18 protein-coding genes and 1 pseudogene are annotated in these 24995 nt (G+C 73.2%); 11 read left to right on the plus strand and 8 right to left on the minus strand.

Features of this window, described 5'->3' with window-relative positions; translation table 11 throughout:
• The 10 genes from Msi02_RS36535 to Msi02_RS36580 all read left to right on the plus strand — a co-directional run bounded on the left by Msi02_RS36535 (window position 1) and on the right by Msi02_RS36580 (window position 16762).
• A complete protein-coding gene (locus Msi02_RS36535) occupies window positions 1–2796 on the plus strand; it encodes an AAA family ATPase (protein ID WP_239109078.1) in 2796 nt (931 codons plus the stop codon).
• 67 nt (window positions 2797–2863) lie between these two features.
• A complete protein-coding gene (locus tag Msi02_RS36540; RefSeq protein WP_239109080.1) occupies window positions 2864–3127 on the plus strand; it encodes an acyl-CoA carboxylase epsilon subunit in 264 nt (87 codons plus the stop codon).
• 293 nt (window positions 3128–3420) lie between these two features.
• Window positions 3421–4407 carry a DUF1702 family protein gene (locus tag Msi02_RS36545; protein ID WP_204052367.1) on the plus strand — a complete coding sequence of 329 codons (987 nt, stop codon included), beginning with the start codon at window positions 3421–3423 and terminating at the stop codon, window positions 4405–4407.
• A 205-nt stretch (window positions 4408–4612) separates the two neighbouring features.
• Window positions 4613–5593 carry a DUF1702 family protein gene (locus Msi02_RS36550; RefSeq protein ID WP_079315718.1) on the plus strand — a complete coding sequence of 327 codons (981 nt, stop codon included), beginning with the start codon at window positions 4613–4615 and terminating at the stop codon, window positions 5591–5593.
• Window positions 5590–7557 carry a CRTAC1 family protein gene (locus Msi02_RS36555; protein ID WP_204052368.1) on the plus strand — a complete coding sequence of 656 codons (1968 nt, stop codon included), beginning with the start codon at window positions 5590–5592 and terminating at the stop codon, window positions 7555–7557. The genes Msi02_RS36550 and Msi02_RS36555 overlap by 4 nt, the downstream gene beginning before the upstream one ends.
• Window positions 7558–7563: 6 nt before the next feature.
• Window positions 7564–8574 (plus strand): enediyne biosynthesis protein, encoded by a 1011-nt coding sequence (locus Msi02_RS36560; protein ID WP_079315716.1) that lies wholly within the window; start codon window positions 7564–7566, stop codon window positions 8572–8574.
• Window positions 8571–14333: a type I polyketide synthase gene (locus Msi02_RS36565; RefSeq protein ID WP_204052369.1), complete on the plus strand. Its 5763-nt coding sequence runs from the start codon at window positions 8571–8573 to the stop codon at window positions 14331–14333. The genes Msi02_RS36560 and Msi02_RS36565 overlap by 4 nt, the downstream gene beginning before the upstream one ends.
• Window positions 14334–14337: 4 nt before the next feature.
• Complete coding sequence (locus Msi02_RS36570) at window positions 14338–14769, plus strand: acyl-CoA thioesterase (protein WP_079320991.1); 432 nt, start codon at window positions 14338–14340, stop codon at window positions 14767–14769.
• A 35-nt stretch (window positions 14770–14804) separates the two neighbouring features.
• Window positions 14805–15344: a flavin reductase family protein gene (locus Msi02_RS36575; protein WP_079320990.1), complete on the plus strand. Its 540-nt coding sequence runs from the start codon at window positions 14805–14807 to the stop codon at window positions 15342–15344.
• On the plus strand, window positions 15341–16762 hold the full coding sequence (locus Msi02_RS36580; RefSeq protein ID WP_204052370.1) for a cytochrome P450: 1422 nt from the start codon (window positions 15341–15343) through the stop codon (window positions 16760–16762). The genes Msi02_RS36575 and Msi02_RS36580 overlap by 4 nt, the downstream gene beginning before the upstream one ends.
• A 296-nt stretch (window positions 16763–17058) precedes the next feature.
• Here Msi02_RS36580 and Msi02_RS36585 read toward each other — a convergent pair whose 3' ends face one another.
• Window positions 17059–17874, minus strand: coding sequence for a helix-turn-helix domain-containing protein (locus Msi02_RS36585; protein ID WP_204052383.1), 816 nt, complete (start codon window positions 17872–17874; stop codon window positions 17059–17061).
• 297 nt (window positions 17875–18171) lie between these two features.
• Window positions 18172–19026 carry a metallophosphoesterase family protein gene (locus Msi02_RS36590; protein WP_239109083.1) on the minus strand — a complete coding sequence of 285 codons (855 nt, stop codon included), beginning with the start codon at window positions 19024–19026 and terminating at the stop codon, window positions 18172–18174.
• Between the two features lie 222 nt (window positions 19027–19248).
• On the opposite strand from Msi02_RS36590, the gene Msi02_RS36595 reads away from it, so the two are divergent.
• The gene (locus tag Msi02_RS36595) at window positions 19249–19839 is read left to right on the plus strand and encodes a SigE family RNA polymerase sigma factor (RefSeq protein ID WP_204052372.1); all 591 of its coding nucleotides are present in this window, start codon (window positions 19249–19251) and stop codon (window positions 19837–19839) included.
• Between the two features lie 44 nt (window positions 19840–19883).
• Here Msi02_RS36595 and Msi02_RS36600 read toward each other — a convergent pair whose 3' ends face one another.
• The 6 genes and pseudogenes from Msi02_RS36600 to Msi02_RS36620 form a co-directional block, all read right to left on the minus strand.
• The gene (locus Msi02_RS36600) at window positions 19884–21017 is read right to left on the minus strand and encodes a 2Fe-2S iron-sulfur cluster-binding protein (RefSeq protein ID WP_204052373.1); all 1134 of its coding nucleotides are present in this window, start codon (window positions 21015–21017) and stop codon (window positions 19884–19886) included.
• Window positions 21017–21562: a 1,2-phenylacetyl-CoA epoxidase subunit PaaD gene (gene paaD, locus Msi02_RS36605; RefSeq protein WP_239109085.1), complete on the minus strand. Its 546-nt coding sequence runs from the start codon at window positions 21560–21562 to the stop codon at window positions 21017–21019. The genes Msi02_RS36600 and paaD overlap by 1 nt, the downstream gene beginning before the upstream one ends.
• Window positions 21559–22311 (minus strand): 1,2-phenylacetyl-CoA epoxidase subunit PaaC, encoded by a 753-nt coding sequence (gene paaC, locus Msi02_RS36610; RefSeq protein ID WP_204052374.1) that lies wholly within the window; start codon window positions 22309–22311, stop codon window positions 21559–21561. The genes paaD and paaC overlap by 4 nt, the downstream gene beginning before the upstream one ends.
• An 8-nt stretch (window positions 22312–22319) precedes the next feature.
• On the minus strand, window positions 22320–22586 hold the full coding sequence (gene paaB, locus Msi02_RS43630) for a 1,2-phenylacetyl-CoA epoxidase subunit PaaB (protein ID WP_239109087.1): 267 nt from the start codon (window positions 22584–22586) through the stop codon (window positions 22320–22322).
• A 54-nt stretch (window positions 22587–22640) separates the two neighbouring features.
• Window positions 22641–23543, minus strand: a pseudogene (gene paaA / locus Msi02_RS36615) (1,2-phenylacetyl-CoA epoxidase subunit PaaA); the annotation flags it as partial.
• Window positions 23544–23780: 237 nt separating this feature from the next.
• Window positions 23781–24623 carry a tryptophan 2,3-dioxygenase gene (locus tag Msi02_RS36620; protein WP_204052375.1) on the minus strand — a complete coding sequence of 281 codons (843 nt, stop codon included), beginning with the start codon at window positions 24621–24623 and terminating at the stop codon, window positions 23781–23783.
• Window positions 24624–24995 lie beyond the last annotated feature (372 nt).

Here is a 24995-nt window from a genome sequence, read left to right on the forward strand (position 1 = left end):
ATGACGGGCGGTGAGACGGCGATGGCCATGGTCGAACGAGGACAGGAACTGGCTCTTCTCGAGGCGCTGCTCGCCAGCGCCGTCATGGGCAGGGGCAGGGTCGCCCTCGTGGGCGGCGCCGTGGCGACCGGCAAGAGCACGCTGCTGCACACCTTCGCGGAGCAGGCCATCGAGCTGGGCGCGCTGGCCGTCACCGCGACGGGGTCGCCGCTGGAGCGGGACATCCCGCTGGGCGTGCTGCGCCAGCTCGTGGAGGACGCGCCGCTGGTCCCGCAGGAGCGGGAGCGCGCGCTTTCGCTGCTGGACGAGGGCGTGCGCGCGGTGACCTCCGGCGACGGCCCGGACGACCGCCAGCTGGACGCCCAGCTCGTCTCCGCCATCTGCGGCGTGCTGCTCGACCTGTCCGAGCGGTGCCCTCTGGTGCTCGTCGTCGACGACGTCCACCACGCCGACCGCGCGTCCCTGCTCTGCCTCGCCTACCTGGCGCGCCGGGTGCGGCTCGCCCAGATCGTGCTCGCGTTCGGCCACGCCGACCAGGCGTGGTACACCGACGCCTACTTCCAGACCGAGCTGCTGCGCCAGCCGCACTGCCGCCGCGTCAAGCTCACCCGGCTGTCCCGGGCCGGGGTGGCCGCGATCGCGGCCGAGCGGCTGGGGGACAGGGCGGCCGAGCGGCTCGCCGACGAGCTGTACGCGCACAGCGGCGGCAACCCGCTCCTGGTCACGGCCCTGACCGAGGACTACGCGGAGGCCGCCCGCACGACGCACGAGGCGCCGTCCGCGGTGGTCACCGGGGAGCAGTACGGCCAGGCCGTGCTGGCCTGCCTGGAGCGCGGCGACCCCCGGGTCGCGCGGGTGGCGCAGGGCCTCGCGGTCCTCGGCGACCCCGCCGCCCTCGACCGGCTGCTCGGCCTCCCGGCGACCGACGTGCACCGGGACCTGCACGCCCTCGGCGCCACCGGGCTGACCGCGCTCGGCACGTTCCGTCATGAGGCGGCCCGGCAGGCGATCCTGGCCGCGATGGACGCGGGGGAGCGGGTGGAACTCCACCGCCGGGCGGCCGAACTGGCGTACGGCGCGGGCGCCTCGCCGGGTGTGGTCGCCCGGCACCTGCTGGAGGCGGGGCGGGTGGACGCGCCGTGGGGCGTCGAGATCCTGCAGGAGGCGGCCAGGAGCGCCCTGCGGTCCGGCCAGGTGGACGCCGCGGTCGGCTACCTGCGGCTGGCGTCGTGCGCGTGCGCGGACGAGTCGCAGCGAGCGAAGATCATGACGATGCTCGTGCGCGCCGAGTGGCGGATCAACCCGGCCGCGCCCGCGGGACGCCTCACCCAGCTCGCCGAGGCGATGCAGCGGGGCAGCCTGCGCGGCGGCGACGCCGTCGTGCTGGCCCGGGCCCTGCTCTGGCACGGCCGCGTCGACGACGCCCGCGAGGTGCTCGACCATGTGCAGGAGCCGGGCGTGGCGACCGGCCACGAGGCGCTCGCCGAGCTTCTGGTGGCCCGGTTGTGGCTGCGCGCGGCCTACCCGCCCTTCCTGGCCACGCTGCGGGACACGGCGGGGGAGGACGCGCTGGCGGGCATCGTGTCGGTCTCCGCGAGCCGGCGGCTGGAGTCGGCGCTCGCCCTCGCGGAGGTGCTCACCCAGGGGCCGCGGGAGGAGCACGCCGACACCGTCGAGCGGATCCTGGAGGGGTCCGGCCTCGACGAGATGTCGATGGACACGATCGAGAACTCGCTGCTGACGCTGGTCTACGCCGGGCGCGCCGGCCGGGCGGCCCCGTGGTGCGACCTGTTCGGCGCCGAGGCGTCGGCGCGGCAGGCGCCCAGCAGGCGGGCCAGGCTCGCGGCGATCCGGGCGGAGATCTGCATCAGGCAGGGGGACATGCCGGGCGCGGCCCGGCACGCGCGCACCGCCCTGGAGACCATCCCGGTCGGCGGCTGGGGCGTCGCGGTCGGCGGCCCGCTGAGCAGCCTCATCCTGGCCCACACGGCGATGGGGAGGTACGAGGCGGTGCGCGAGCACCTGGACGTGCCCGTCCCCGAGGCGATGTTCCAGACCCGGTACGGCCTGCACTACCTGCACGCCAGGGGCCGCCACAGCCTGGCGACCGGCTACTTCGCGCTGGCGCTGCGCGACTTCCAGCGCTGCGGCGACCTGATGCGGGAGTGGGATCTGGACACGCCGGGCCTCATCCCCTGGCGGGCCGACGCCGCCGAGGCGTGCCTGCGCATGGGCCAGGTGCAGGAGGCGCGCGAGCTGCTGCGGGCCCAGCTCGACGGAGAGGTGCCCGACGACCTCCGGGGCAGGGGGATCGCCCTGCGACTGCTGGCCGCCACTCTCGAACCCGCCGAGCGTCCGGCGCTGCTGCGCCGGGCGACGCAGAGCCTGCAGGCCGCCGGCGACGGGTACGAGCTGGCGCGCACGCTGACCGACCTGGTCGGCACCTTCGAGGCGCTCGGCGAGTACCGCCGGGCGAGGACGGTCGCCGCCCGGGCGCGGGCCGTGTCGGCCGAGTGCGGCGCAGGGACGCCGGCGGTGGCCGCGTCCCGGACGTGGGACGAGGCCGTCCCGGCCCGCCCGCCGGCCGCCGAGCCGGTCGGCGCGCTGAGCGACGCCGAGCGCAGGGTCGCCTCCCTGGCCGCGGCCGGCTACACCAACCGTGAGATCGCCACCAGGCTCTACATCACGGTCAGCACGGTCGAGCAGCACCTCACCCGGACCTACCGCAAACTCGGCATCGCCCGCCGCGCCGACCTGCCGCTCGTCCTGGAGTTCGGCGACCAGGCCGCCACCTGATCCGGCAAGCATCCAGGAAGTTGCCCGCCCCGCTCGCCTGGTGTGACCGTCGAGACGGGAGGCGGATGTGGACGACAGCCTGATGGGCGACGTGGCCGGCGGCATCGACCTGATCGTCGTGCGCGGGGAGCCGACCCCCGAGGAACTCGCGGCGGTCGTCGCGGTCGTCGCCGCCCTCCGCGCGCGTGCGGAGCCGGAGCCGGAGCCGGGATCGGGATCGGGGCCGGGATCGGGGTCGGCCTGGTCCTCGTGGTCCGCACCGTGGCCGGCGGGTGTCTGGCCTCTCCCGCGTTCCCGGTCGGTCGGCCGGTCTTATCCGAATGTGCTCTGACAGGGAACGTCATCGGCGTAAACCTGCTGCCGTAACGATCGCGCATTTTGCGAAAAGCCGGAAATGTCCCATGGACGCATGCTGAGAAAGTGCGGTCGAGGCCGTCCGTGAGGAATAGCGGGAAAGGCCGGATGGGCGACGCGCCGATTGTGCGTGCGCGGGTGACGCCGCGCGCCGGCGTCCGGTAGCCGGGTCCCCGCGTCCGCACGTCCGGCCGCCGGCCCGCCGGGAGGGCCCGCCAACCGTCGTGGACGCGACCGGCCGGACCAGGCGCCCACGAGGAGAGGTGTGACATGTCGACTTTTTCCGGTTCGCTCCGCAGGCTTCTGCTGGCCCCGTCCCTGCTCGAAGTGACCTTCGCCGCGCGGGGTTTCCCGGGCTCCCCCTCGGAGGTCACCCGGCGGCTGGAGGCGATCCCGCAGGCGGTCGTGTGCGGGTTCGAGTGGGGCATCGACGCACGGGACCAGTGGGAGGTCGAGCGCAGGCTGAGCATGGTCGAGCCGGAACTGCGCGGCTTCGCCTACGAGGGCGCGACGATGGCGTTCACGGTGCTCGACGCGATGGGTGGCGGGCGCGGCCACCGCACCCGCGACCTGCTGCTCGGCCCCGGGCAGCCGCACATCTTCCTCACCTACATCGGCATCGGCTTCGCCATGGCCCGGCTGCCCCGGGTGCTGTGGCGCAAGGTGATGCCCGACCTCGGCGGCTCGCCGTACTACCCGACGATGAGCTGGCTCGCCGTGGACGGCTACGGCTTCGACCGCGCCTACTTCGACACCCGCCGCTGGGTCGACGAGCAGCGGGTGCCCGCGCCGTACGCCTGGGAGGGCTCGCCGGACTACTTCCTCCGTGCCGTCGACCAGGGCATCGGGCGGGCGCTGTGGTTCATCCACGGCGCGCGGGTGCGGGACGTCGCCGCCGCCGTGGGACGGTTCGCGAGCCATCGCCAGGCGGACCTGTGGAGCGGAGTCGGCCTGGCCGCGACGTTCGCCGGCGGCGGCGACGCCGGCGCGCTGGCCGTGCTGCTCCGGGAGGCCGGCGAGCACGGCCCCGAAGTGGCCCAGGGCGTGGTGTTCGCCGCCAAGGCGCGCAGCTACTCCGGGTTCGTGCCCGCGCACACGGAGGTCGCCACCGGCGCCCTGGCGGGACTGTCCGTCCGGGACGCGGTCGCGCTGGCCGACGACAGCGAGGTGGCGGCGGACGCGTCCGGACCGGTGCCTGCGTACGAGCTGTGGCGGAGCCGGGTGCGCGCGCACTTCGCCGGCCGCCTGGTGGGCTGACCCTCGGCCGGGGGCCGAGCCGAATTCCTCTTCCGTATTGCTATTGCCGCGCGCCGACGTGCGGCCATTCTTCGCGCGTTTCTTTTGGAGTGCCCGAAAACGACGCTGAATGGGCACTTCTGAAGTGGCCGCGCTCTGAGCGGTATGCGTGAATAAATTCATGATTGTCCGTAGTCACGGGTTATCCGGAGGGCGGTAGAGGTAATTGGCGAGTTTTCTGCGGTCGCTGAGGCGCCGGATCATGACGCCGGACATCTCGGAGACCAAGATGTCGACGCGTGGCTTCCACGTGAAGAGCCCGGAGTCCCGGGACCTGCTCGAGACCGTCGGCGAGACGTTCCTCCTCGGGTACGCGCACGCGATGGAGGCGCGCACGGTCGCCGAGGCGGAGGAGCGCCTCGAGGAGGTGCCGACCCGCTTCCGCGGGTTCGCCTACGAGGGCGCCGGAATGGCCCTCGCCATCCTCGACGCGATGCCGTTCGGCGGCGGGAGGATCGAGAAGTTCCTCGCCGGGCGCGGTGACCGGCACATCTACATGGTGTACGTCGGGATCGGCTGGGCGATGGCCCGCCTGCCGAGGTTCCTGTGGCCGAAGGCCGAGACGCTCGACCCGCTGCTGCGCTGGCTGGTGCTCGACGGCTACGGCTTCCACCAGGCGTACTTCCGTACGGACCAGTACGTGTACGGCCAGTACCGGGATCCCGAGTTCCCCTGGCCCGCCGACGCCACCCGGCCGTACGCGAACCGGGCGCTGGACCAGGGCATCGGCCGCGCCATGTGGTTCGTGGCGGGGACGGACGCCGACCGGTGCGCCTCGTTGATCGAGAGCTTCGACCCGTCGCGGTGGGCCGACCTGTTCGCGGGCGCGGGACTGGCCGCGACCTACGCCGGCGGCGCGGCGGAGGAGGAGCTGCGCCGGCTCTGGGAGCGCGCCGGCGAGCACCGCTCGCAGGTCGCCCAGGGCAGCGCCTTCGCCGCGGAGGCGCGGGTGCGGGCCGGCCTGGTCGTGCCGCACACCCGCCTGGCCACCGAGATCTTCTGCGGCACGACCGAGGAGCGGGCCGCCCTGGTCACCCAGCGGGTCCGTCCCGCGCAGCCGTCGAGCGACGGCAACCCGCCGGCCTACGAGCTGTGGCGGCAGTGCATCGCCAACGAATTCGTCTCCCTTGGAGGTGTTACCCAGTGACCGCGACACTTGGCTGGCTGCGCAGGCAGTCGGCGGGGATCGTGGCGCTCGTGCTGGTCGCGACCGCCTTCCTGATCGCCCGCCTCCCCACGTACTCGGCCGCGCAGACGGCGGAGACGGCGAGCAAGTACTCGTTCGAGCCGCTGTCCATCGCCCTGCCGAGCGGCTACGACCAGAAGTCGATCCGCAAGGTCAACAAGGACTACACGCACATCGACGCCTGGATCTCCTCGGTCGGCGCGGCGATCGCGATGAACGACCTCGACGGCGACGGGCTGTCCAACGACCTGTGCCTCGTCGACACCCGCATCGACCAGGTCGTGGTCACGCCGACTCCGGGTGAGAAGGCGAACCGGTACGCGCCGTTCGCCCTGAACCCGGCCCCGCTGCCGGTCAACGACCACATGGCGCCGATGGGCTGCGTCCCCGGCGACTACAACGAGGACGGCCGGCTCGACCTGCTCGTCTACATGTGGGGCCGCACGCCGATCCTCTACCTGGCCAAGGCGAACGCGTCCGGCCTGTCCGCCGCCGCGTACCGGCCGGTCGAGCTGGTGCCGGGCGTGAACTCGACCAACGGCAGGTACACCGGCCCGCAGTGGAACACCAACGCCGCGACCGTGGCCGACTTCGACGGCGACGGGCACGACGACATCTTCATCGGCAACTACTTCGCCGACGGCCCGGTGCTCGACCCCACGGTCTCCGGGGGCGTGCACATGAACCACTCGATGTCGAACGCCCACAACGGCGGCGAGGACTACTTCTTCCGCTTCACCGGGGCCAAGAGCGGCGACAAGCCGTCGGCCGCCTACCAGAAGTTCGACGACGTCCTGCCCGAGGAGGTGTCGAAGGGCTGGGAACTCGGCGCGTCCGCCAACGACCTCGACGGCGACCTGCTGCCCGAGCTGTACCTGGCCAACGACTTCGGCCCCGACCGGTTGCTGTACAACCGCTCCACCCCGGGGAACTTCAAGTTCTCGCTGGTCGAGGGCGTCCGCTCGCCGCTGATCCCCAAGTCGAAGAGCGTGGGCCACGACTCCTTCAAGGGCATGGGCGTCGACTTCGGCGACCTGAACCACGACGGCATCTACGACATGTTCGTCAGCAACATCACCACCTCCTGGGGCATCGAGGAGAGCAACTTCCAGTTCATCGCCGACGTGAAGAACCAGAGCGAGCTGCGTGACAGGTTCCGCGAGGGCGTGGCGCCGTACGTGGACCGCAGCGCGACGGCGCAGACCGCGTGGTCCGGCTGGGGCTGGGACGTCAAGATCGAGGACTTCAACAACAGCGGCGAGCCGGCCATCGCCCAGGCGACCGGCTTCGTCAAGGGCTACACCGACCGCTGGCCGCAGCTCCAGGAGCTGGCCACGGCCAACGACGAGCTCCTGCAGAACCCGACCTGGTGGCCGAACGCCCGCGCCGGGGACGACATCGCGGGCAACCAGGCCCTGCACTTCTTCGTCAAGGGTCCGGAGGGCCGTTACATCAACCTCGCCCCGCAGCTCGGCCTCGACGTGCCGGTGCCGACCCGCGGCATCGCGACCGGCGACGCCGACGGCGACGGGCGGGTCGACTTCGCCGTCGCCCGCCAGTGGGACGCGCCGATCTTCTACCGCAACAAGAGCCCCGAGCAGGGCGCCTTCCTCGGGCTGCGGCTGACTCGCGACGAGAAGCCCGCCGACGGGACCCTGCCCGCGGCCGGCTCGCCGGTGACCGGCGCGCAGGTGTGCGTCATGACCCCCGACGGCCGGACGTACATCAGCCGGGTCGACGGCAGCAGCGGTCACTCCGGCCGCCGCAGCACCGACGTGCACATCGGCCTCGGTGCGAACGTCACCGGTCCCGTGAAGGTGCGCCTGCAGTGGCGCGACCGCACCGGACAGGTGCGCGAACAGGATCTCCAGCTCACCCCGGGCTGGCACTCGCTCAAGCTCGGCCGGCAGGCCAGGGAGAAGTGATCGGACATGGCTGACAACACGCCCGTCGCGGGGCCGCGCCACGACCCGAAGGTGGTCATCGCGCTGCGCAACTTCGCGATCTCGATTTCGGTCTTCAACATCGTCGGCTACACGCTCCTCGGCTTCGAGCAGCCGTGGCTGTGGCCCTTCATCGCCCTCGCCACCGGGTACGCGACGGAGATCCTGCTGGAGCGGATCGGCTCGCGAGCCGAGGGGCGCGCCCCCCGCTACCGGGGCAACGGCCTGCGCGGCCTGGTGGAGTTCCTCTACCCGGCGCACATCACCAGCCTGGCCATGAACATGCTGACCTACGTCAACGACCAGGTCCTCGTGCTCGTCTTCGGGGTCGTGGTGGCCGTAGGGGCCAAGTGGGTGCTGCGGGCTCCGGTGAAGGGCCGCCTGCGCCACTTCATGAACCCGTCGAACTTCGGCATCGCCGTCATCCTGCTGGTCTTCCCGTGGGCCAGCATCGCGCCGCCGTACCACTTCACCGAGAACGTGGACACCTGGATCGACTGGCTGGTCCCGTCGATCATCATCCTCGGCGGCACGATGCTCAACGGCAAGCTGACCGGCCGCATGCCGCTGATCGCCGGCTGGGTGGGCATGTTCGCCCTGCAGGCCATCCTGCGCGGCGTCTTCTTCGGCACCTCCATCCCCGCCGCGCTCGGCATGATGACCGGCGTCGCCTTCGTCCTGTTCACCAACTACATGATCACCGACCCCGGAACGACGCCGTCGAAGCCCGGCTCGCAGGTCGTCTTCGGCGCCGGCGTCGCCCTGCTGTACGGCCTGCTCACCGCCGTCCACATCTCGTACGCGCTGTTCTTCGCCACCGCCGGCGTCTGCGCGATCCGGGGCGGCTTCTTCTGGGCGCTGCACTTCGTGAACAAGGCCCGCCAGCAGGCACAGGCGCAGACCCTGGCCCCGCCGGCGCCCGTCCCGGCCCAGACGCCGGCCCCGGTCATCGTGACCGGCCCGGTCTCGGTCAACGGCAAAGAGGCGGCCTCCGTATGAGCACCACCAGGATCGCCATCGTCGGCATGGCGTGCCGCTACCCGGACGCCGCCTCGCCCAAGGAGTTGTGGGAGAACGCGCTGGCCGGCCGGCGCGCCTTCCGCAGGCTCCCGGACGAGCGGATGCGCCTGGAGGACTACTGGGACCCCGACCCGTCGGTCCCCGACCGGTTCTACGCGCGCACCGCCGCCGTCATCGAGGGCTACGAGTTCGACCGGCTCCGCTACCGGATCGCCGGCAGCACCTACCGCTCGACCGACCTGACGCACTGGCTCGCCCTCGACATGGCGGGCCGTGCGCTGGCCGACGCGGGCTTCCCCGAAGGGGAGGGGCTGGCGCGCGAGCGCACCGGCGTCGTCGTCGGCAACACGCTCACCGGCGAGTTCACCCGCGCCAACATCCTGCGCCTGCGCTGGCCGTACGTCCGCCGCACCGTCGCGGCGACGCTGAAGGACCAGGGCTGGGACGACGAGCGGCTGGCCGCGTTCCTCGCCGACCTCGAGGCCACCTACAAGAGCCCGTTCCCCGAGGTCGACGAGGACACCCTCGCGGGCGGGCTGTCGAACACCATCGCCGGGCGAATCTGCAACCACTTCGATTTCAACGGCGGCGGCTACACCGTGGACGGCGCCTGCTCCTCCTCGCTGCTGTCGGTGACGACGGCGTGCAAGGCGCTGCTCGACGGCGACCTGGACGTCGCGCTCGCCGGCGGGGTCGACCTGTCCATCGACCCCTTCGAGATCATCGGTTTCGCGAAGACCGGCGCGCTGGCCAAGGGCGAGATGCGTCTGTACGACCGGCACTCCAACGGCTTCTGGCCGGGCGAGGGCTGCGGCATGGTCGTGCTGATGCGCGAGTCCGACGCCGTCGAGGCCGGGCGCAGGATCTACGCCACGATCGCCGGCTGGGGCGTCTCCTCCGACGGCAAGGGCGGCATGACCAGGCCGGAGGTGAGCGGCTACCGGCTCGCGCTGAGCAGGGCCTACGAGCGGGCCGGCTTCGGCATCGAGACGGTCGGGCTGTTCGAGGGCCACGGCACCGGCACCGCGGTCGGCGACGCGACCGAGCTCACCGCGCTGTCACAGGCCAGGAGCGACGCGGGCCCGGCCGCGGCGCCCGCCGCGATCACCTCGATCAAGGGGATGATCGGGCACGCCAAGGCCGCGGCGGGCATCGCCGGACTGATCAAGACCGCGATGGCGGTGCACGAGCAGGTCCTGCCGCCCGCCATCGGCTGCGTCGAGCCGCACCAGATCCTCGCCGAGGACGGTGCTCCGCTGCGCGCGCTGCGCAAGGCGGAGCCCTGGCCCGAGGGCGTCCCGGTCAGGGCGGGCGTCACCGCCATGGGCTTCGGCGGCATCAACACCCACGTCGTGCTGGAGAGCTCCGGCCCGCGGCGGCGGGTCCTGCCCACCCGCACCAGGACGCTGGCCGCCTCGCTCCAGGATGCGGAACTGCTGCTGGCCGACGCCGCCTCGCCGCAGGCGCTGCGCGATCGGCTCGCGGAACTGGCCGAGTTCGTGCCGCGGCTGTCCTACGGCCAGATCGCCGACCTGGCCGCCACCCTGCAGCGGGACCTGCGGGACCTGCCGTACCGGGCGGCCGTCGTGGTCTCCTCGCCCGACGACGCCGAGCGGCAGTTGCGGCGGGTGCTGACGGCCCTGGACGGCGGTGAGACCAGCCTGTTCACCTCCGACGGCCGGGCCTTCCTCGGCCACGCCGACGGCCCCGGCCGGATCGGCTACCTGTTCCCCGGCCAGGGCTCCGGCAGGGGAACCAGCGGGGGCGCGCTGCGCCGCCGGTTCGCCGAAGTGGAGGAGATCTATGCGCGGGCGGCGCTGCCGTCGTCGGGTGACATGGTGGCCACCGCGGTCGCCCAGCCGCGCATCGTCACCGGCTCGATGGCCGGGCTGCGCGCGCTGTCGCTCCTCGGCCTCGACGCGGAGGTCGCGGTCGGACACAGCCTGGGCGAGCTGTCGGCGCTGCAGTGGGCGGGCGCCCTGGACGAGGACACGCTGCTCGATCTGGCCGCCGCCCGCGGCCGGGCGATGACCGAGCACAGCGCGTCCGGCACCATGGCCGGCGTCCGGGCCGCCCCGGCGGCCGTCTCCGACCTCATCGCCGGACTGCCGGTGGTGATCGCCGGATACAACGGCCCGGAGCAGACCGTGGTCGCCGGGCCGGTCGACGCCGTCGAGGAGGTGGGCCGCAGGGCGGCCGACGCCGGGCTGAACTGGACCCGGCTCGCGGTGTCCCACGCCTTCCACTCACCGCTGGTCGCGCCCGCGGCCGAGGCGTTCGGCGCGCGGCTCGCGGGCGAGTCGTTCGAGCGGATCGGCCGGCGGGTCGTGTCCACCGTGACCGCGGAGCCGCTGCGCCCGGACACCGACATCGCGGAACTGCTCACCCGGCAGATCACCGAGCCCGTGCGGTTCACCCAGGCGGTGCAGCTCGCGGCCAAGGACATCGACCTGTTCGTGGAGGTGGGCCCGGGCCGGGTGCTGACGAACCTCGCATCGGCCGCGACGGACGTGCCCGCGGTCGCGCTCGACACCGACGACGAGTCGCTGGCCGGGCTGCTGCGGGTGGTCGGCGCGGCGTACGTCGTGGGGGCGCCGGTCCTGCACGAGGAGATCTTCCACGGGCGGCTGGTCCGGCCGCTGGAGATCGGCCAGAAGTTCACCTTCTTCGCCAGCCCCGCCGAGTCGGCGCCGGAGGTGCGGGTGCGGGCCACGGCCCGCCGCGTCACCGAGCCGGAGACCCCGGCTCCCGCCCGGGACGGCCAGGCCGCCCCCGCGGGCGCCGTCTCCAGCCTCGACCTGCTACGGCAGCTCGCGGCCGAACGCGCCGAGCTGCCTCTGGAGATGGTGGGCGCGGACAGCAGGCCGCTCGACGAGCTGCATCTCAGCTCAGTGACGGTCATGCACATCATCGACCAGGCCACCCAGCGGCTGGGCGTTCCGGCCGGGCAGGCGCCGACCAACCTCGCCACCGCGAGCCTGCGCGAGCTGGCCGAGGCGCTCGACGCCCTGGCCGTCACCGGCGCGCCCGCGGCTCCGCAGGTGGTGGCTCCGGCCGCCGCCTGGGCCAGGCCGTTCTCGGTGGACCTCGACGAGGTGCCGCTGCCCGCGCGGGCGGCGGCGGAGGAGGCCGACGGGCGCTGGCAGCTCTTCGCGCCCGCCGGTTCGCCGCTCGCCGAGCCGCTGCGCGCCGCGCTGGAACGCGGCGGGGTGGGCTCCGGCGTGCTGGTGTGCCTGCCGCCCGATTGCGCGGAGGAGCACGTCGAGCAGGCGCTGCTCGGCGCGCAGGCGGCCCTGGCCGCCCCGGCGGGCAGCCGCTTCGTCCTGGTGCAGCACGGCCGCGGCGCGGCGGGGCTGGCCAGGACCCTCCACCAGGAGGCCCCGCACCTGCGCACCACGATCGTGCACGTCCCCGCGACGGCGGACGCCGTGGCGTGGGTCGTGGCCGAGGTGGCCGCCACGAGCGCGTTCGCGGAGGCCCACTACGACGAGGCCGGAACACGCCGGGTGCCGACCCTGCGCGCCATGCCCGTGCGGGCGGAGGCCGAGCGGCAGCCGCTGGACGCCTCCGACGTGCTGCTCGTCACCGGCGGCGGCAAGGGCATCACGGCCGAGTGCGCGCTCGCCGTCGCCGCCGACAGCGGCGCGAAGCTGGCCGTGCTCGGGCGGTCCGACCCGGCCCAGGACGCCGAGCTGGCGGCCAACCTCCGCCGGATGGCCGACTCCGGGGTGACCGTCCACTACGCCCGCGCGGACGTCACGGACGCCGAGCAGGTGCGCCGGGCCGTCGAGGAGGTGCGCGGCGCGCTCGGGCCGGTCACCGCGGTGCTCCACGGCGCCGGCCGCAACGAGCCCGCCGGGCTGGCGAGCCTCGACGCGGCCGCGTTCCGGCGCACGTTCGCCCCCAAGGTGGACGGTCTGCGCAACGTGCTCGCCGCGGTCGAGCCGGAGGCGCTGCGCCTGCTGGTCACGTTCGGCAGCATCATCGGCCGGGCGGGTCTGCACGGCGAGGGGCACTACTCGACGGCCAACGAGTGGCTGGCCGAGCTCACCGCCGAGTTCGCCACGGCCCACCCGGGCTGCCGCACGGTGTGCATGGAGTGGTCGGTCTGGTCGGACGTCGGCATGGGCGAGCGGCTGTCGGTCGTGGACGGCCTGGTCCGCAAGGGGATCACGCCGATCTCGCCGGAGCAGGGCGTGGAGATCATGCGGCGGCTCGTCGCCGACCCCGCCGCGCCGCCGATCGTCGTGATCAGCGGGCGGACCGAGGGCGTCGGCACCGTCCGCCGGGACCTGCCGCCGCTGCCGCTGCTGCGGTTCGTCGGCACGCCGCTGATCCGCTACCACGGCGTGGAGCTCGTCAGCGAGGTCGAGATGAACGCCGGCACCGACCTCTACCTCGCCGACCACCTGCTCGACGGCAACCTGCTGTTCCCCGCCGTACTGGGAATGGAGGCGATGTCCCAGGTCGCCACGGCCGCGGCGGGCCGCGACACCGTGACGGTCATCGAGGACGCCGAGTTCATGCGGCCGATCATCGTGCCGCCGGACGGCAGCACCACGATCAGGATCGCCGCGGTCGTCACCGGCGACGACACGGCCGAGGTCGCGATCCGCAGCGCGGAGACCGGCTTCGACGTCGAGCACTTCCGGGCCCGGGTGCGCTTCACCGGCGAGAAGGCGCCGGCGGGGCCGCCCGAGCAGGCCGAGGGCCTGCCCGCGGTGCCGCTGGACCCGGAGCGCGAGATGTACGGCGACGTCCTGTTCCAGGGCGGCCGCTTCCACCGGCTGCGCCGCTACCACAGGGCCGCGGCCCGCCACGTCGACGCCGACGTGGCGGCCCTGGACCGGGTCGACTGGTTCGCCGCGTACCTGCCGGCCGACCTGCTGCTCGGCGACCCGGGCATGCGCGACGCGCTCATGCACGGCAATCAGGTCTGCGTTCCGGACGCCACCCTGCTGCCGACGGGCGTCGAACGGCTGTGGCCGGGCGGCCCGGGCCTGGCGGAGGCGGGAGAGCTGCGCTACTGCGCGACCGAGCGCTCCCGCGACGGCGACACCTACGTCTACGACATCGCGGTGCGCGACGCGGCCGGCCAGGTCGTCGAGCGCTGGGAGGGCCTGCGCCTGCAGGCCGTACGCAAGAAGGACGGGCGCGGGCCGTGGGTCGCCCCGCTGCTGGGCTCCTACCTGGAGCGGACGCTGGAGGACCTCACCGGCGCCCGGGTGGCGGTCGCGGTCGAGCCGTACGACCCGCGGGACGCCGGCGACGCCGCGGCCCGGACGGCGGTGGCGGCCGGGCGGGCGCTCGGACGGCCCGCCGAGGTGCGCGTGGGCGACGGCGGGCGGCCGGAGGTCGGCGGTCTCGCCGTGGCGGCCTCCCACGCGGCCGGGCTGACCCTGTGCGCCGTGGCGCCCGGCCCCCTGGGCTGCGCCGTCGTCCCGGTGACCGAGCACCTGGAGTGGACCGAGGCGGCGCACGAGGCCCTCGCCGGGCGGGTCGCCGCGGCCACGGGCGAGGCCCCGGGCACCGCGGGGGCCCGGGTGCTGGCCGCGGCCGAGTGCCTGCGGTCGGCCGGCCTGGCGCCGGACACCCCGCTGACCGTCCTTCCCGCGCAGCGGGACGCCTGGACGGTCCTGGCGGCGGGGGACGGACCACGGATCGCGACGCTCGTCACGAGCCTGCGGGACGCGGCCGGCCCCGTCGTGGTGGCGGTTCTCACCGAAGGGCGGTCGTAAACCGATGGGGAAGTACTTCGAGTACCTGCACACGGTGGGGTTCGAGGAGACGAACCTCGTCGGCAACGTCTACTACGTCAACTACCTGCGCTGGCAGGGACGCTGCCGGGAGATGTTCCTCAAGGAGCGCGCGCCGGAGGTGCTCGCCGACGTGCAGGACGACCTGAAGCTGTTCACGCTGAAGGTGGACTGCGAGTTCTTCGCGGAGATCACCGCCTTCGACGAGCTGTCCATCCGGATGCGCCTGGTCGATCTCACCCAGACGCAGGTCGAGTTCAGCTTCGACTACGTCCGGCTGGACCGCGCCGACGGCCGGGAGACCCTCGTCGCCCGCGGCCGGCAGCGCGTCGCCTGCATGCGCGGGCCGAACACCCGTACGGCCCCCGCCAGGGTCCCCGAGGCCCTGGTCCGGGCGCTCGAACCGTACGCGCCCTAGGCGCGGCGTCCAGACAACGAGCAGGAGGCATCAGCGTGACTGTGCACGACTCCGTCCCCGTGCGGCAGGAGGTGGACGCGAAGGCCCTGCGGCAGGCGTTCGGCTCCTTCGCGACCGGGGTCACCGTGGTGACGACGGGCGGTCCCATCCCGCACGCCATGACCGCCAACTCCTTCACCTCCGTCTCCCTCGACCCGGCACTCCTGCTGGTCTGCGTCGACCGCGCCGCGGTCATGCACGGGTGCCTCGCGGAGTCCGGCCTCTTCGGGGTGTCGGTGCTGGCCGCGCACCAGGAGGCCGAGGCCCGCCACTTCGCCAACCGGCACCGCACCCTGGGCGCCGCGCAGTTCGACAACGTCCCCTGGACGCCCGGCCCGCTGACCGGGACGCCGCTGATCGACAATGCGATCGCCCGCTTCGAGTGCGAGCTGTGGCGCTCCTACGACGGCGGCGACCACACCGTGTTCATCGGAAGAGTGCTCTCCGTGGACCACGAGGCCGACGGTGACGCACTGGTGGTCTACAAGAGCAGGTTCCGGCAGATCATGCCGGACTGGAGTGAGGTGACGGCATGACTCTGACCAGGCGGCGCGGCCCGGCCGTGACGGGCGCGCCGCCGTCCTCCGGGGGGCGCCGCGCGGTGCCCCCCGGGCCTCCGTTCACGGCCGGGCCGGGTCTGTTCGCCAAGCTGGTGCGCGACCGCCTGGCGCTCATGACCGTGGCGGCGTCGTACGGCGACGCGGTGAAGCTGTCCATCGGTCCCAAGACCATGTACTTCTTCAACCACCCCGACCACGCCAAGCACGTCCTGGCCGACAACAGCGGCAACTACCGCAAGGGGCTCGGCCTGGTGCAGGCCCGGCGGGCCATCGGCGACGGCCTGCTCACCAGCGAGGGCGAGCTGTGGCGCAAGCAGCGCAGGACGATCCAGCCGCTGTTCCAGAACAAGCGGATCGCCCGGCAGGACGCGGCCATCGCGCAGGAGGCGGCGGCACTGGTGGAGCGCCTGCGGGCGCACCAGGGGCGCGGACCGGTCGACGTCGTCGGCGAGATGACCGGGCTCACGCTCGGTGTGCTCGGCCGTACGCTGCTCGACGCCGACCTCGGCTCCTTCGGCGGGATCGGCCACGCGTTCGAGGCCGTGCAGGACCAGGCCATGTTCGAGATGGTGACGCTCGGCCTGGTGCCGATGTGGATCCCGCTGCCCAAGCAGCTGCGCTTCCGGCGCGCGCGCCGGGAGCTGCAGCGGGTGGTCGACCACCTGGTGGCCGACCGCCTGGCCAGGCCGGGCGACGGCGACAACATCGTCTCCCGGCTCATCGACTCGACCGGGCGGGAGACCGACCCCGCGGTGGGGCGCACGCGCATGCGCGACGAGCTGGTCACGCTCCTGCTCGCCGGCCATGAGACGACGGCCAGCACGCTGTCGTGGACGTTCCACTTGATCGACCACCATCCGGAGGTGCGCGAGCGGCTGCACGCGGAGGCGGTGGAGGTGCTGGGCGACCGGTTGCCGGTCTACGAGGACCTGCACCGGCTCCGGTACACCGCCATGGTCGTGGAGGAGGTCATGCGTCTCTATCCGCCGGTGTGGATGCTGCCCCGCCAGGCGGTGAACGACGACGAGATCGGCGGTTATCACGTGCCCGCCGGGGCCGACGTCCTCGTCAGCCCCTACACGCTGCACCGCCACCCCGCCTTCTGGGAGGAGCCCGAGCGGTTCGACCCGGAGCGGTTCGACCCGGCGCGGCCCGCGGACCGGCCCCGGTACGCCTACATCCCGTTCGGCGCCGGGCCCCGGTTCTGCGTCGGCAACCACCTGGGGATGATGGAGGCCACGTTCGTGATCGCGATGGTCGCCCGCGACCTGCGGCTGCGCAACGTGCCGGGGCGCAAGGTGGTGCCGGAGGCCATGCTGTCCCTGCGGGTCAAGGGCGGGCTTCCGATGACCGTGCATCCGGCGGCGCCCGTCGGCGGGCCGTCCGCCGGGTAGCCCGCCGCGGGCAGAGCCGGCCGCCCTCCCGGAAACGGGAGGGCGGCCTTTTTGCCGCCGGCCCGCCGCCGCCCCGCCGCCGGTTCCTCCGGAGCCCTCTCCCCGTCCGCCCTGCCGGTGCGCGCGGCGCCGTACCGCGGGCAGCCCAGAGGGAGCCCGCGGAGCAGGCGGCGGTGGGTGAGGAGCGGAGCGAGGGTCCCGTCGCGACGGCGGAAGGGCGCCACGGTGCGGTCAGGACCGAGGGGAACCGGGTCGGCGCGAGGATCGGCGGCGCCTCCGTCGCGCGGGTGGAGGGGTCAGCGGCTCACGGCGAGCGCGGCGCGCCGCTGAGCGGGGATCGGGGCGGGCGTACGCGGGGCGGGGGACTCGTCCACGCCGTGCTCCGCGGCCAGCAGCTCGCGCAGCGCGAGCAGCACCGGGGGGTCGAAGGGGGTCATCGGCCGGAGCGGCACCTCGGCGTGCAGGGTCTCGGTGTCCCGGTGGACCGTGATCGGTCCGAGCCGGCCCACGCACAGTGCCTCGTCGCCCGTGGCGGGGAGGTTGAGCGCGTCCTCGTGGCCCTCCGCGACGGCGTGCGCCAGCAGGTGCCACCTGCCCTCGGGCACGTTCTCCAGCACGAACGGCCCGGACTCGCGGACGAACGTGTAGCTGACGGGCCAGCCTTCGAGGATCCGGTCGGGGAACAGCCCGGCGAACACGGGAGTGCCGCGCAGCGGGGAGGAGATCCTTCCGAGGACGGTGGCGGTGCCCGTGGGGGCCGGGACGGAGACCGCCGGCCGCACCGAGTGGAGCTGGCGGTACCGGGTGGGCGACACGCCGACGCTGCCGGTGAAGCGGGAGCTGAAGGTGCCGACGCTGGAGTAGCCCACGCGGTGGCTGATGTCGGTGACGGTCAGCGAGGTCGACGACAGCAGGCGCTTGGCCTCGCGCAGCCGTACGGCCGAGAGGAAACGGCCCGGGGACAGGCCGGTGACCCGCTGGAAGACCCGGGAGAAGTGGAACTTGCTGAACATGGCTGTGCGCGCCATGTCGTCGATCGTCAGTTGTTCGCCGAGGTTCTCCTGCATGCTCTGCACGACCCGCAGCACCGCTGCATTGATCACTTCGTCCATCATTCACCCCGTGCTTCGGAGCCGCCGTATCGAATTCACGTCAGATCAACCGCGAATATGAGGTGACCGAGCGATGCCGTCCCGCCGTCACTCGGGTAAATGGCCGGCGGGTGCAGCCGCCTTATTTCCTGTCCGTTTCTTTTCGGTTGCGTGCCGCCCGAATGATGGCGGGATCGGCCGGTTCGCATATTTACACGCGACGTTGCGCGGAAAACGCTGCACGGGTCGGGAAGTTTTTCTGACCAAATATGTCCGGTGGTCCGCCGGTCACAATCCGTGCATGCGACCGGCCGGGGGTCACCGGGCCGCGGCGGGAGCCGGGAGTATCTGCCTGAGCAGGCGGCCGTCACGGTGGTGGGGGCGCCGCTCGCGGGGATAGCCGAGCGACACCTCCTCGAACCGCACGCCGTCGTGCCAGGTCGTTCTGGGGATGTGCAGGTGTCCGTAGACCACCGCGGTGGCCTGGTAGCGCAGGTGCCAGTCGGAGGTGTGCTCCGTGCCGCACCACAGGGCGAAGTGCGGGTGGCGCAGCACGGCGGTGGGCTCCCGCAGCAGCGGGAAGTGGTTGACCAGGACCGTGGGGAGGCCGGGGTCCCGGTCCTCGAGGCGGGACGCGGTCTCCCGCAGCCGGTTCCGGCACCACGCCTGCCGGCTGGGGTAGGGGTGCGGATGCAGCAGGAACTCGTCCGTGCACGCCACACCGAGCTCAAACGCCCGGGCGAGGGCCTCCTCGCGGGAGGTGCCCGGCGGCCTGAAGCTGTAGTCGTAGAGGATGAACATCGGGACGACGGTCGCGGGCCCTCCGGCCCCCGTCCACACGGCGTAGGGATCCTCAGGGGTGAGGACGCCGATGCGGCGGCAGACCTGGACCAGCCGGCGGTAGCGCTCCTCGCCGCGCAGCCCCTCGGGATCGCGCGGCGGCGTCCACAGCTCGTGGTTGCCGGGCACCCAGACGACGGTGGCGAAGCGCTCCTTGAGCAGGCTCAGCGCCCACTCCACGTCCGCGATGCGCTCGGCCACGTCGCCGGCGACCAGGAGCCAGTCGTCGTCGGTCTCCGGCCGTAGCGACTCGACCAGCGCCCGGTTCTCCGCGTAGGCGACGTGGAGGTCGCTGATCGCCAGCAACCTGCCTCTGCCCGTCTCCACGCTCACATCGGTGATCGTAGGCGGGGCGGCATGCCGCGGGAATCGACCTGAACCCCAGTAGGGACCCCAGACTTGGGATAAGGGTGACGGCGACCTGGATAGGGGTTGTGACGCCAGGTAGTCCGGGCGAATTCTGGAGTTGGTCGGCCCAGGGCCGGGCACGCCGGTCGGGCGGCCCTCGCATCCACATCCCACCTTGGGCGCGTTCACGGTTTTGGAGTTGGGGAGATGGCCGAGGCTCATGACGACGAGTTCTCGCGCTACGTCAAGGAGGCGAGGCCGGCTCTGCGGCGGACCGCCTTCATACTCTCGGCGGACTGGCACGAGGCAGAAGACCTCGTGCAGCGCACCCTGCTGGCCATCCACCGGCGCTGGGACAGGCTGGAGCAGCGAGACAAGATCACTTCCTACGCCCGGACCATCATGGTCCGCCTCATCAGCAGCGACCGGCGTACGCACCGGTGGTCGCGCGAGGTGCTGCACCCCCTGCCGCCCGAGCCGGAGCCGCAGTCGGACCCCTACGCCCTCGTCCTGGACCGGATCCTCCTCCTGAAGGCGCTGGCCGGCCTCGGGCCCCGGCAGCGGGCCGCCGTCGTCCTGCGCTACTGGGAGGACCGCAGCGTCGAGGAGACCGCCTGGGTGATGGGCAGCGAGGGCTCCACCGTGCGCAGCCAGACGGTCCGCGCGCTGGCCGCCCTCCGTACGGCCCTGCACGCCGCCCACGACCACGCCGCCCCCGACCAGGCCGCCCACGACCACGCCGCCCACGACGGCGAGAAGGCGGGAGCGGCGGCGGACAAGGCCGCCACGGCCAAATGACGGCACCGGGCGTCACGGGGCCTGATCCCAGGTTCCGCCCCGCCTCAGACCATGTCGAAGTCGACCGTCACCTGCTCGGTCTCCGGCACCGCGCGGCAGGTGAGGACGTAGCCGGCGGCCACCTCCTCGTCCGTCAGCGCCCAGTGGTCCGACATGACGGCGCGGCCCTCGACCACGCGGGCCCGGCAGGTCGCGCAGACGCCGTTGCGGCAGGAGTAGGGCAGCTCGGGGCGGGCCGCCAGGGCCGCGTCGAGGATCGTCTGTCCCTCCGCCGCGCGCACCGTGGTGGCACGTCCCTCCAGCACCACGCACAGCTCCCGCGTGCCCGCCCCGGCGACCGGCGCGCGGGGCGGCGCGGGGGAGCGCGGGGCGCGCTCCGCGGGCTCGTCCGGGTGGAAGAACTCGGCGTGGACCGCCGCGTCGCCGGCGCCGTGCCGGGACAGCACCCGCCGGGCGTCGCGCACCAGCCCGGCCGGCCCGCACAGGAACCACTCCGACACGCCCCCGGGCGGCAGCACGGACGGCAGGACGGCGGCCAGCCTCGCCGCGTCCAGGCGGCCCTGGCCCAGCCCCAGCCGGGGGTTCTCACGTGAGAACGCGTGCACCAGGTGCAGGCGCCGGGGGTGACGGTCCTTCAGGTCGGCCAGCTCGTCGGCGAACATCACGGAGTCGGCGGTGCGGTTGCCGTACAGCAGGGTGAACGTGCTGTCCGGCTCGGTCGCGAGCCCGGCGCGCACGAGGGACAGCACCGGGGTGATGCCGGAGCCGCCCGCGATCGCCGCGTAGCGGCGCCGGCGCGCGGAGTCGAAGCGGGTGCCGAAGGCCCCCACCGGAGGAAGCACGTCGAGCGTGTCGCCGGGGGCCAGCGACCGCGCCGCGTACGTGGAGAAGACCCCGCCCGGCACGACCCGGACGCCGATCCGCAGCGTCCCCCTCTCGTCCAGCTCGTCCGGCACGGAGCACAGCGAGTACGAGCGCCGCACCGCGGCACCGCCGACGGTCGCCGCCACGGTGACGTGCTGGCCCGGGACGAAGGCGAACTCCCCGCGCAGCCCGTCCGGGACGCGCAGGGTCACCGCGACCGCGCTGCCGTCCGCGGCCACGGGCTCCACGGCGGCGACGGTCAGCGTGTGGAAGCGCAGCCGCGCGCGTGCGGCAGTGGTGGTGGCGGCCGGCATCAGTGGTCCTTCACGTGGTCGAACGGCTGACGGCAGGCGTCGCAGCGCCACAGCGCCTTGCACGCCGTGGAGCCGGCGCGGGCGATCTCGGCGGTGGCGGCGGAGCCGCACCGCGGGCAGCGCGGGGCCCGGAGGGCCGGCATGAGCAGCGGCAGGGTCCGGCCGCCGGGGTCGTCCCGCCGGACCGGAGGGGCGATCCCGGCGGCCGCGAGCTTCGCGCGGGCGGCGTCGCTCAGCCAGTCCGTGGTCCACGGCGGGGACAGCACGGTGACGATCTCGACCTCCGCGCAGCCCGCGTCGCGGGCGGCCGCGGCGACGTCGGCTCTGATGACGTCCATGGCGGGGCAGCCGAGGAAGGTGGGGGTTATCGTGACGACGACCCGGCCGTCGTCCTCGGCGCTGACGTCCCGCAGGATGCCGAGCTCCTCGATGGTCAGCACGCGGATCTCCGGGTCGCGCACCGCGGCGACGGCGGACCGGACCCGCTCGGCCGCCGCCTGGCCCCTCACCACCGTGTCTCCCACCACCGTCCTTGGGGCGGTCACCACCGGGCTCCCGGATGCGCCCGGTACACGTACTGCATCTCCGCGAGCAGGTGGCCGAACGCCTCGGTGTGGACGCCGCTGCGGCCGCCCGTGGGAGCCCAGCCGTCCTCGGGACGGCGCAGCGTCGCCTCCGCGAGCACCTGCTCGACCTCGCGGCACCACGGGCCGCGCAGGGCGGCCGGGTCCGCGCCGGGGCCGGCCGCGGCGGGCGGCGGGCCGGGTTCGAACAGCTCGTGCGTGTACGGCCACACGTGGTCCACCGCCGCCTGCATCCGGCGGTGCGACTCGGCGGTGCCGTCGCCGAGGCGCAGGGTCCAGGAGACGGCGTGGTCGACGTGGTAGGCCGTCTCCTTGGCCGCCTTGGCGGCGATCCCGGCCAGCGTCGGGTCGGCGGCCCGCGACAGCCCGGTGTAGAGCAGGCGCTGGTAGACGCCGAAGAACAGCATCTTGGCGATCGCCGTGGCGAAGTCGTCGTCGGGCAGCTCGACGAGCTGGACGTTGCGGAACTCGTGCTCGTCGCGGCCGAAGGCCAGCGCGTCCTCGTCCCGGCCGAGGCCCTCCAGCTCGCCCGCGTACGTCAGCAGGGCACGGGCCTGGCCGAGCAGGTCGAGCGCGATGTTCGCCAGCGCGACGTCCTCCTCGAACTGCGGGGCCCGCGTGCACCACCCGGCCACGCGCTGGGCGGCGACGAGCGCGTCGTCGCCGAGTCGTAACACGTAGTCCCGCAGGTCCGGGCCGGTCGTGGTCATGGGCGCCGTCACAGGTGCTCGACCCCCTCGGGCAGCTCGAAGAAGGAAGGATGCCGGTAGACCTTGTCGCCCGCCGGGTCGAAGAACGCGTCCTTCTCGTCGGGGCTCGACGCGGTGATCCCGGCCGCGGGCAGCACCCAGATGGAGACGCCCTCGCCGCGACGGGTGTAGAGGTCGCGGGCGTTGCGCAACGCCATGGCGGCGTCGGGGGCGTGCAGGCCACCCGCGTGGGAGTGGGCCAGGCCCCGGCGGGGGCGGACGAAGACCTCCCACAGCGGCCAGTCGGTGCGCTCCGGGGCCCGGGCCGCCTCCCCGGCGGGCGCGGGCTCCGCCGCCTCCCGGGACTCGCCGTGTTTGGCGGCGTAGGCGGCCGCCGCCTCCCGCACCCAGGCGCCGTCCTCGTGCGCGCGCCGGCGGTGGGCCAGGCGCTGCCGGTTGCACGGCCCGTTCCCGGCGACCACGCGTTTGAGCTCCTCGAAGTCGGGGGGCGTGAAGTCGTGGTGTCCGCGTTCGGCGTTCCAGCGCAGGGCCGGGTCCGGCAACGTCACGCCGAGGACGCGGGCCTGGGGCACGCAGATGTCCACGAACCGCTGCCGCAGCTCGTCGTTGGTGGCCCGTTTGATCCGCCAGGCCAGCGATTGCGCGGAGTGCGTGGACATGTGGTCCGGCGGCCCGAACATGGCCAGCGCGGGATACCACCAGCGGTCGACCGCGGCCTGCAGCATCGCCCGCTGCTCCGGCGTGCCCCGCGACAGCGCGTACAGCAGGTCGAAGCCCTGCCGGTGGTGGAAGGACTCCTCCTTGCAGATGCGCACCAGGGCCCGGGCGTACGGGCCGTAGGAGGTGCGGCAGAGGGAGACCTGGTTCACCACGGCGGCGCCGTCCGTCAGCCAGGCGAGCGCCCCGACGTCCGCCCAGGTGAGGGTCGGATAGTTGATGAACGACAGGTACTTCTGACGGCCCGCGTGCAGCTCGTCGAGCATCCACTCCCGGGACACGCCGAGGCTCTCCGCCACCGAGTAGAGGTAGAGGCCGTGGCCCGCCTCGTCCTGCACCTTCGCGATGAGGATGGCCTTGCGCGCGAGGCTCGGGGCCCGGCTGATCCAGTTCGTCTCCGGCTGCATGCCCATGATCTCGGAGTGGGCGTGCTGCGCGATCTGCCGGATCAGCGAACGGCGGTAGCCGTCGGGCATCCAGTCCCTCGGCTCGATCTTCCCGTCCGCGGCGATCAGCGCCTCGAAGCGCGCGGCCCCCTCCTCGTCGCCGGCCGGGGCCGTGCCCGCGGGCGGACCTTCGCCGGCGGCGAGTTCCCGCTCGGCGGCGTCCACCTCCGCGAGAAGCTCCTCGGTGCCGAGCGGAGGCACACCGTCGAGCAGCTCCACCTCTGACCTCCGTCGAATGCCCTCAGTGCCAGGTGATGGTGCGTGTCGTCGCCGATGGGCGCCCCCAGAACGGCCGTGCCGACGCCATCAGCTTCGTCCCGGCCGCGGTGGCGCCGCATCTCCCGTATTGCGGTCCGGCCCTTCGCGGGCCACGGCCCACAGGTCGGGGAACGCCAGGCCGGACAGGGTCCTGTACAGATAGGAGGCGCCGGCCGAGCCTCCTGTGCCGGTCTTGGCGCCGATGACCCGCTCCACCAGCTTGACGTGGCGGTAGCGCCAGTCCTGCAGCCCCTTGTCCAGGTTCAGCAGGCGCTCGCCCACGCGGGCGGCGTAGCCGTCGTCCCGGCGGACCCGCCGCAGCACCTCGCGCAACTCGTCCGACGGCTCGAGCGCCCGCGTCACGTCCCGGTGCAGCAGCCCGGGCGGGACCCGGTATCCCTGCGTGGCCAGGTAGCGCAGGTAGGAGTCGAAGACGGAGGGCCGGTCCATCGCGGCCTCGATCCGCCGGCGCTCCTCGCCGCCCTCGGGGAAGACACGCAGGATGCGGCGGTCGCGCCGCCCCAGCATCGCCTCGATCTCCCGGAACTGGGGCGACTGGAAGCCGCTGGCGCTGCCCAGCCGGGAGCGGAACGCCGTGAACTGGAACGGCGTCATCGTCTCGACCGTGTCGATCCCGGCGACGACGATCCTCAGCACGGCCTGGCAGCGGTGGAGCGTGCGCAGCGCGTGGGCCGACTCGCCGGCGACCAGCTCGCGCTGGAGCCGGGTCAGCTCGTGCAGGAGTTCCTTGAACCACAGCTCGTGGACCTGGTGCACGACGATGAACAGCAGTTCGTCGTGCTGGTCCGAGCGTGGCCGCTGGGCCCCCAGCACCTCGTCGAGCGCCAGGTAGGAGGAGTACGTCAGCGCGACGGGTGGTTCGACGGCCACGGCGGTCACCTCATCGTGAGAAGACGCATTCCCCCGGAACGCGACAGATTGAAATCTGCGGCACGCTTTCCGCGCCCACCATCTCTCTCGTCACGCTAATGCGGAGCGCGTCCGCGGTACAAGCCGTGAATCGGGCGAAGCAATCTCGGAGAACGAAAGCGCGTGCACGCCGCGAAAAGAGCATTTCAGGAGTTGCAGGGAAAAGACCGGCTTCCTCATCATTGCGCAGGGCTACGTGTGCGATTTCGAGGAGGAACTGTGAGTCCCCAATCAGCCGAGACCCTCTCGCCCGTCATCGAGGGGGGCGGAGGAGGACATCCGGCCCTGCCCCGCGAGATCAACCTGGCCGCGTACTTCCTGGACGGGGCCGAT

Origin of the sequence: Microbispora siamensis, from assembly GCF_016863095.1 — a bacterium.
GTDB classification, from domain to species: Bacteria; Actinomycetota; Actinomycetes; order Streptosporangiales; family Streptosporangiaceae; genus Microbispora; species Microbispora siamensis.

Bases quoted from the DNA above. Each gene is read 5' to 3' on its own strand.
- Msi02_RS36600 (WP_204052373.1), bottom strand. From the start codon at position 21,017: ATGCCGGCCGCCACCACCACTGCCGCACGCGCGCGGCTGCGCTTCCAC.
- Msi02_RS36535 (WP_239109078.1), top strand. From the start codon at position 1: ATGACGGGCGGTGAGACGGCGATGGCCATGGTCGAACGAGGACAGGAA.
- paaC (WP_204052374.1), bottom strand. From the start codon at position 22,311: ATGACCACGACCGGCCCGGACCTGCGGGACTACGTGTTACGACTCGGC.
- Msi02_RS36595 (WP_204052372.1), top strand. From the start codon at position 19,249: ATGGCCGAGGCTCATGACGACGAGTTCTCGCGCTACGTCAAGGAGGCG.
- Msi02_RS36585 (WP_204052383.1), bottom strand. From the start codon at position 17,874: ATGGACGAAGTGATCAATGCAGCGGTGCTGCGGGTCGTGCAGAGCATG.
- Msi02_RS36570 (WP_079320991.1), top strand. From the start codon at position 14,338: ATGGGGAAGTACTTCGAGTACCTGCACACGGTGGGGTTCGAGGAGACG.
- Msi02_RS36580 (WP_204052370.1), top strand. From the start codon at position 15,341: ATGACTCTGACCAGGCGGCGCGGCCCGGCCGTGACGGGCGCGCCGCCG.
- Msi02_RS36565 (WP_204052369.1), top strand. From the start codon at position 8,571: ATGAGCACCACCAGGATCGCCATCGTCGGCATGGCGTGCCGCTACCCG.
- Msi02_RS36560 (WP_079315716.1), top strand. From the start codon at position 7,564: ATGGCTGACAACACGCCCGTCGCGGGGCCGCGCCACGACCCGAAGGTG.
- Msi02_RS36545 (WP_204052367.1), top strand. From the start codon at position 3,421: ATGTCGACTTTTTCCGGTTCGCTCCGCAGGCTTCTGCTGGCCCCGTCC.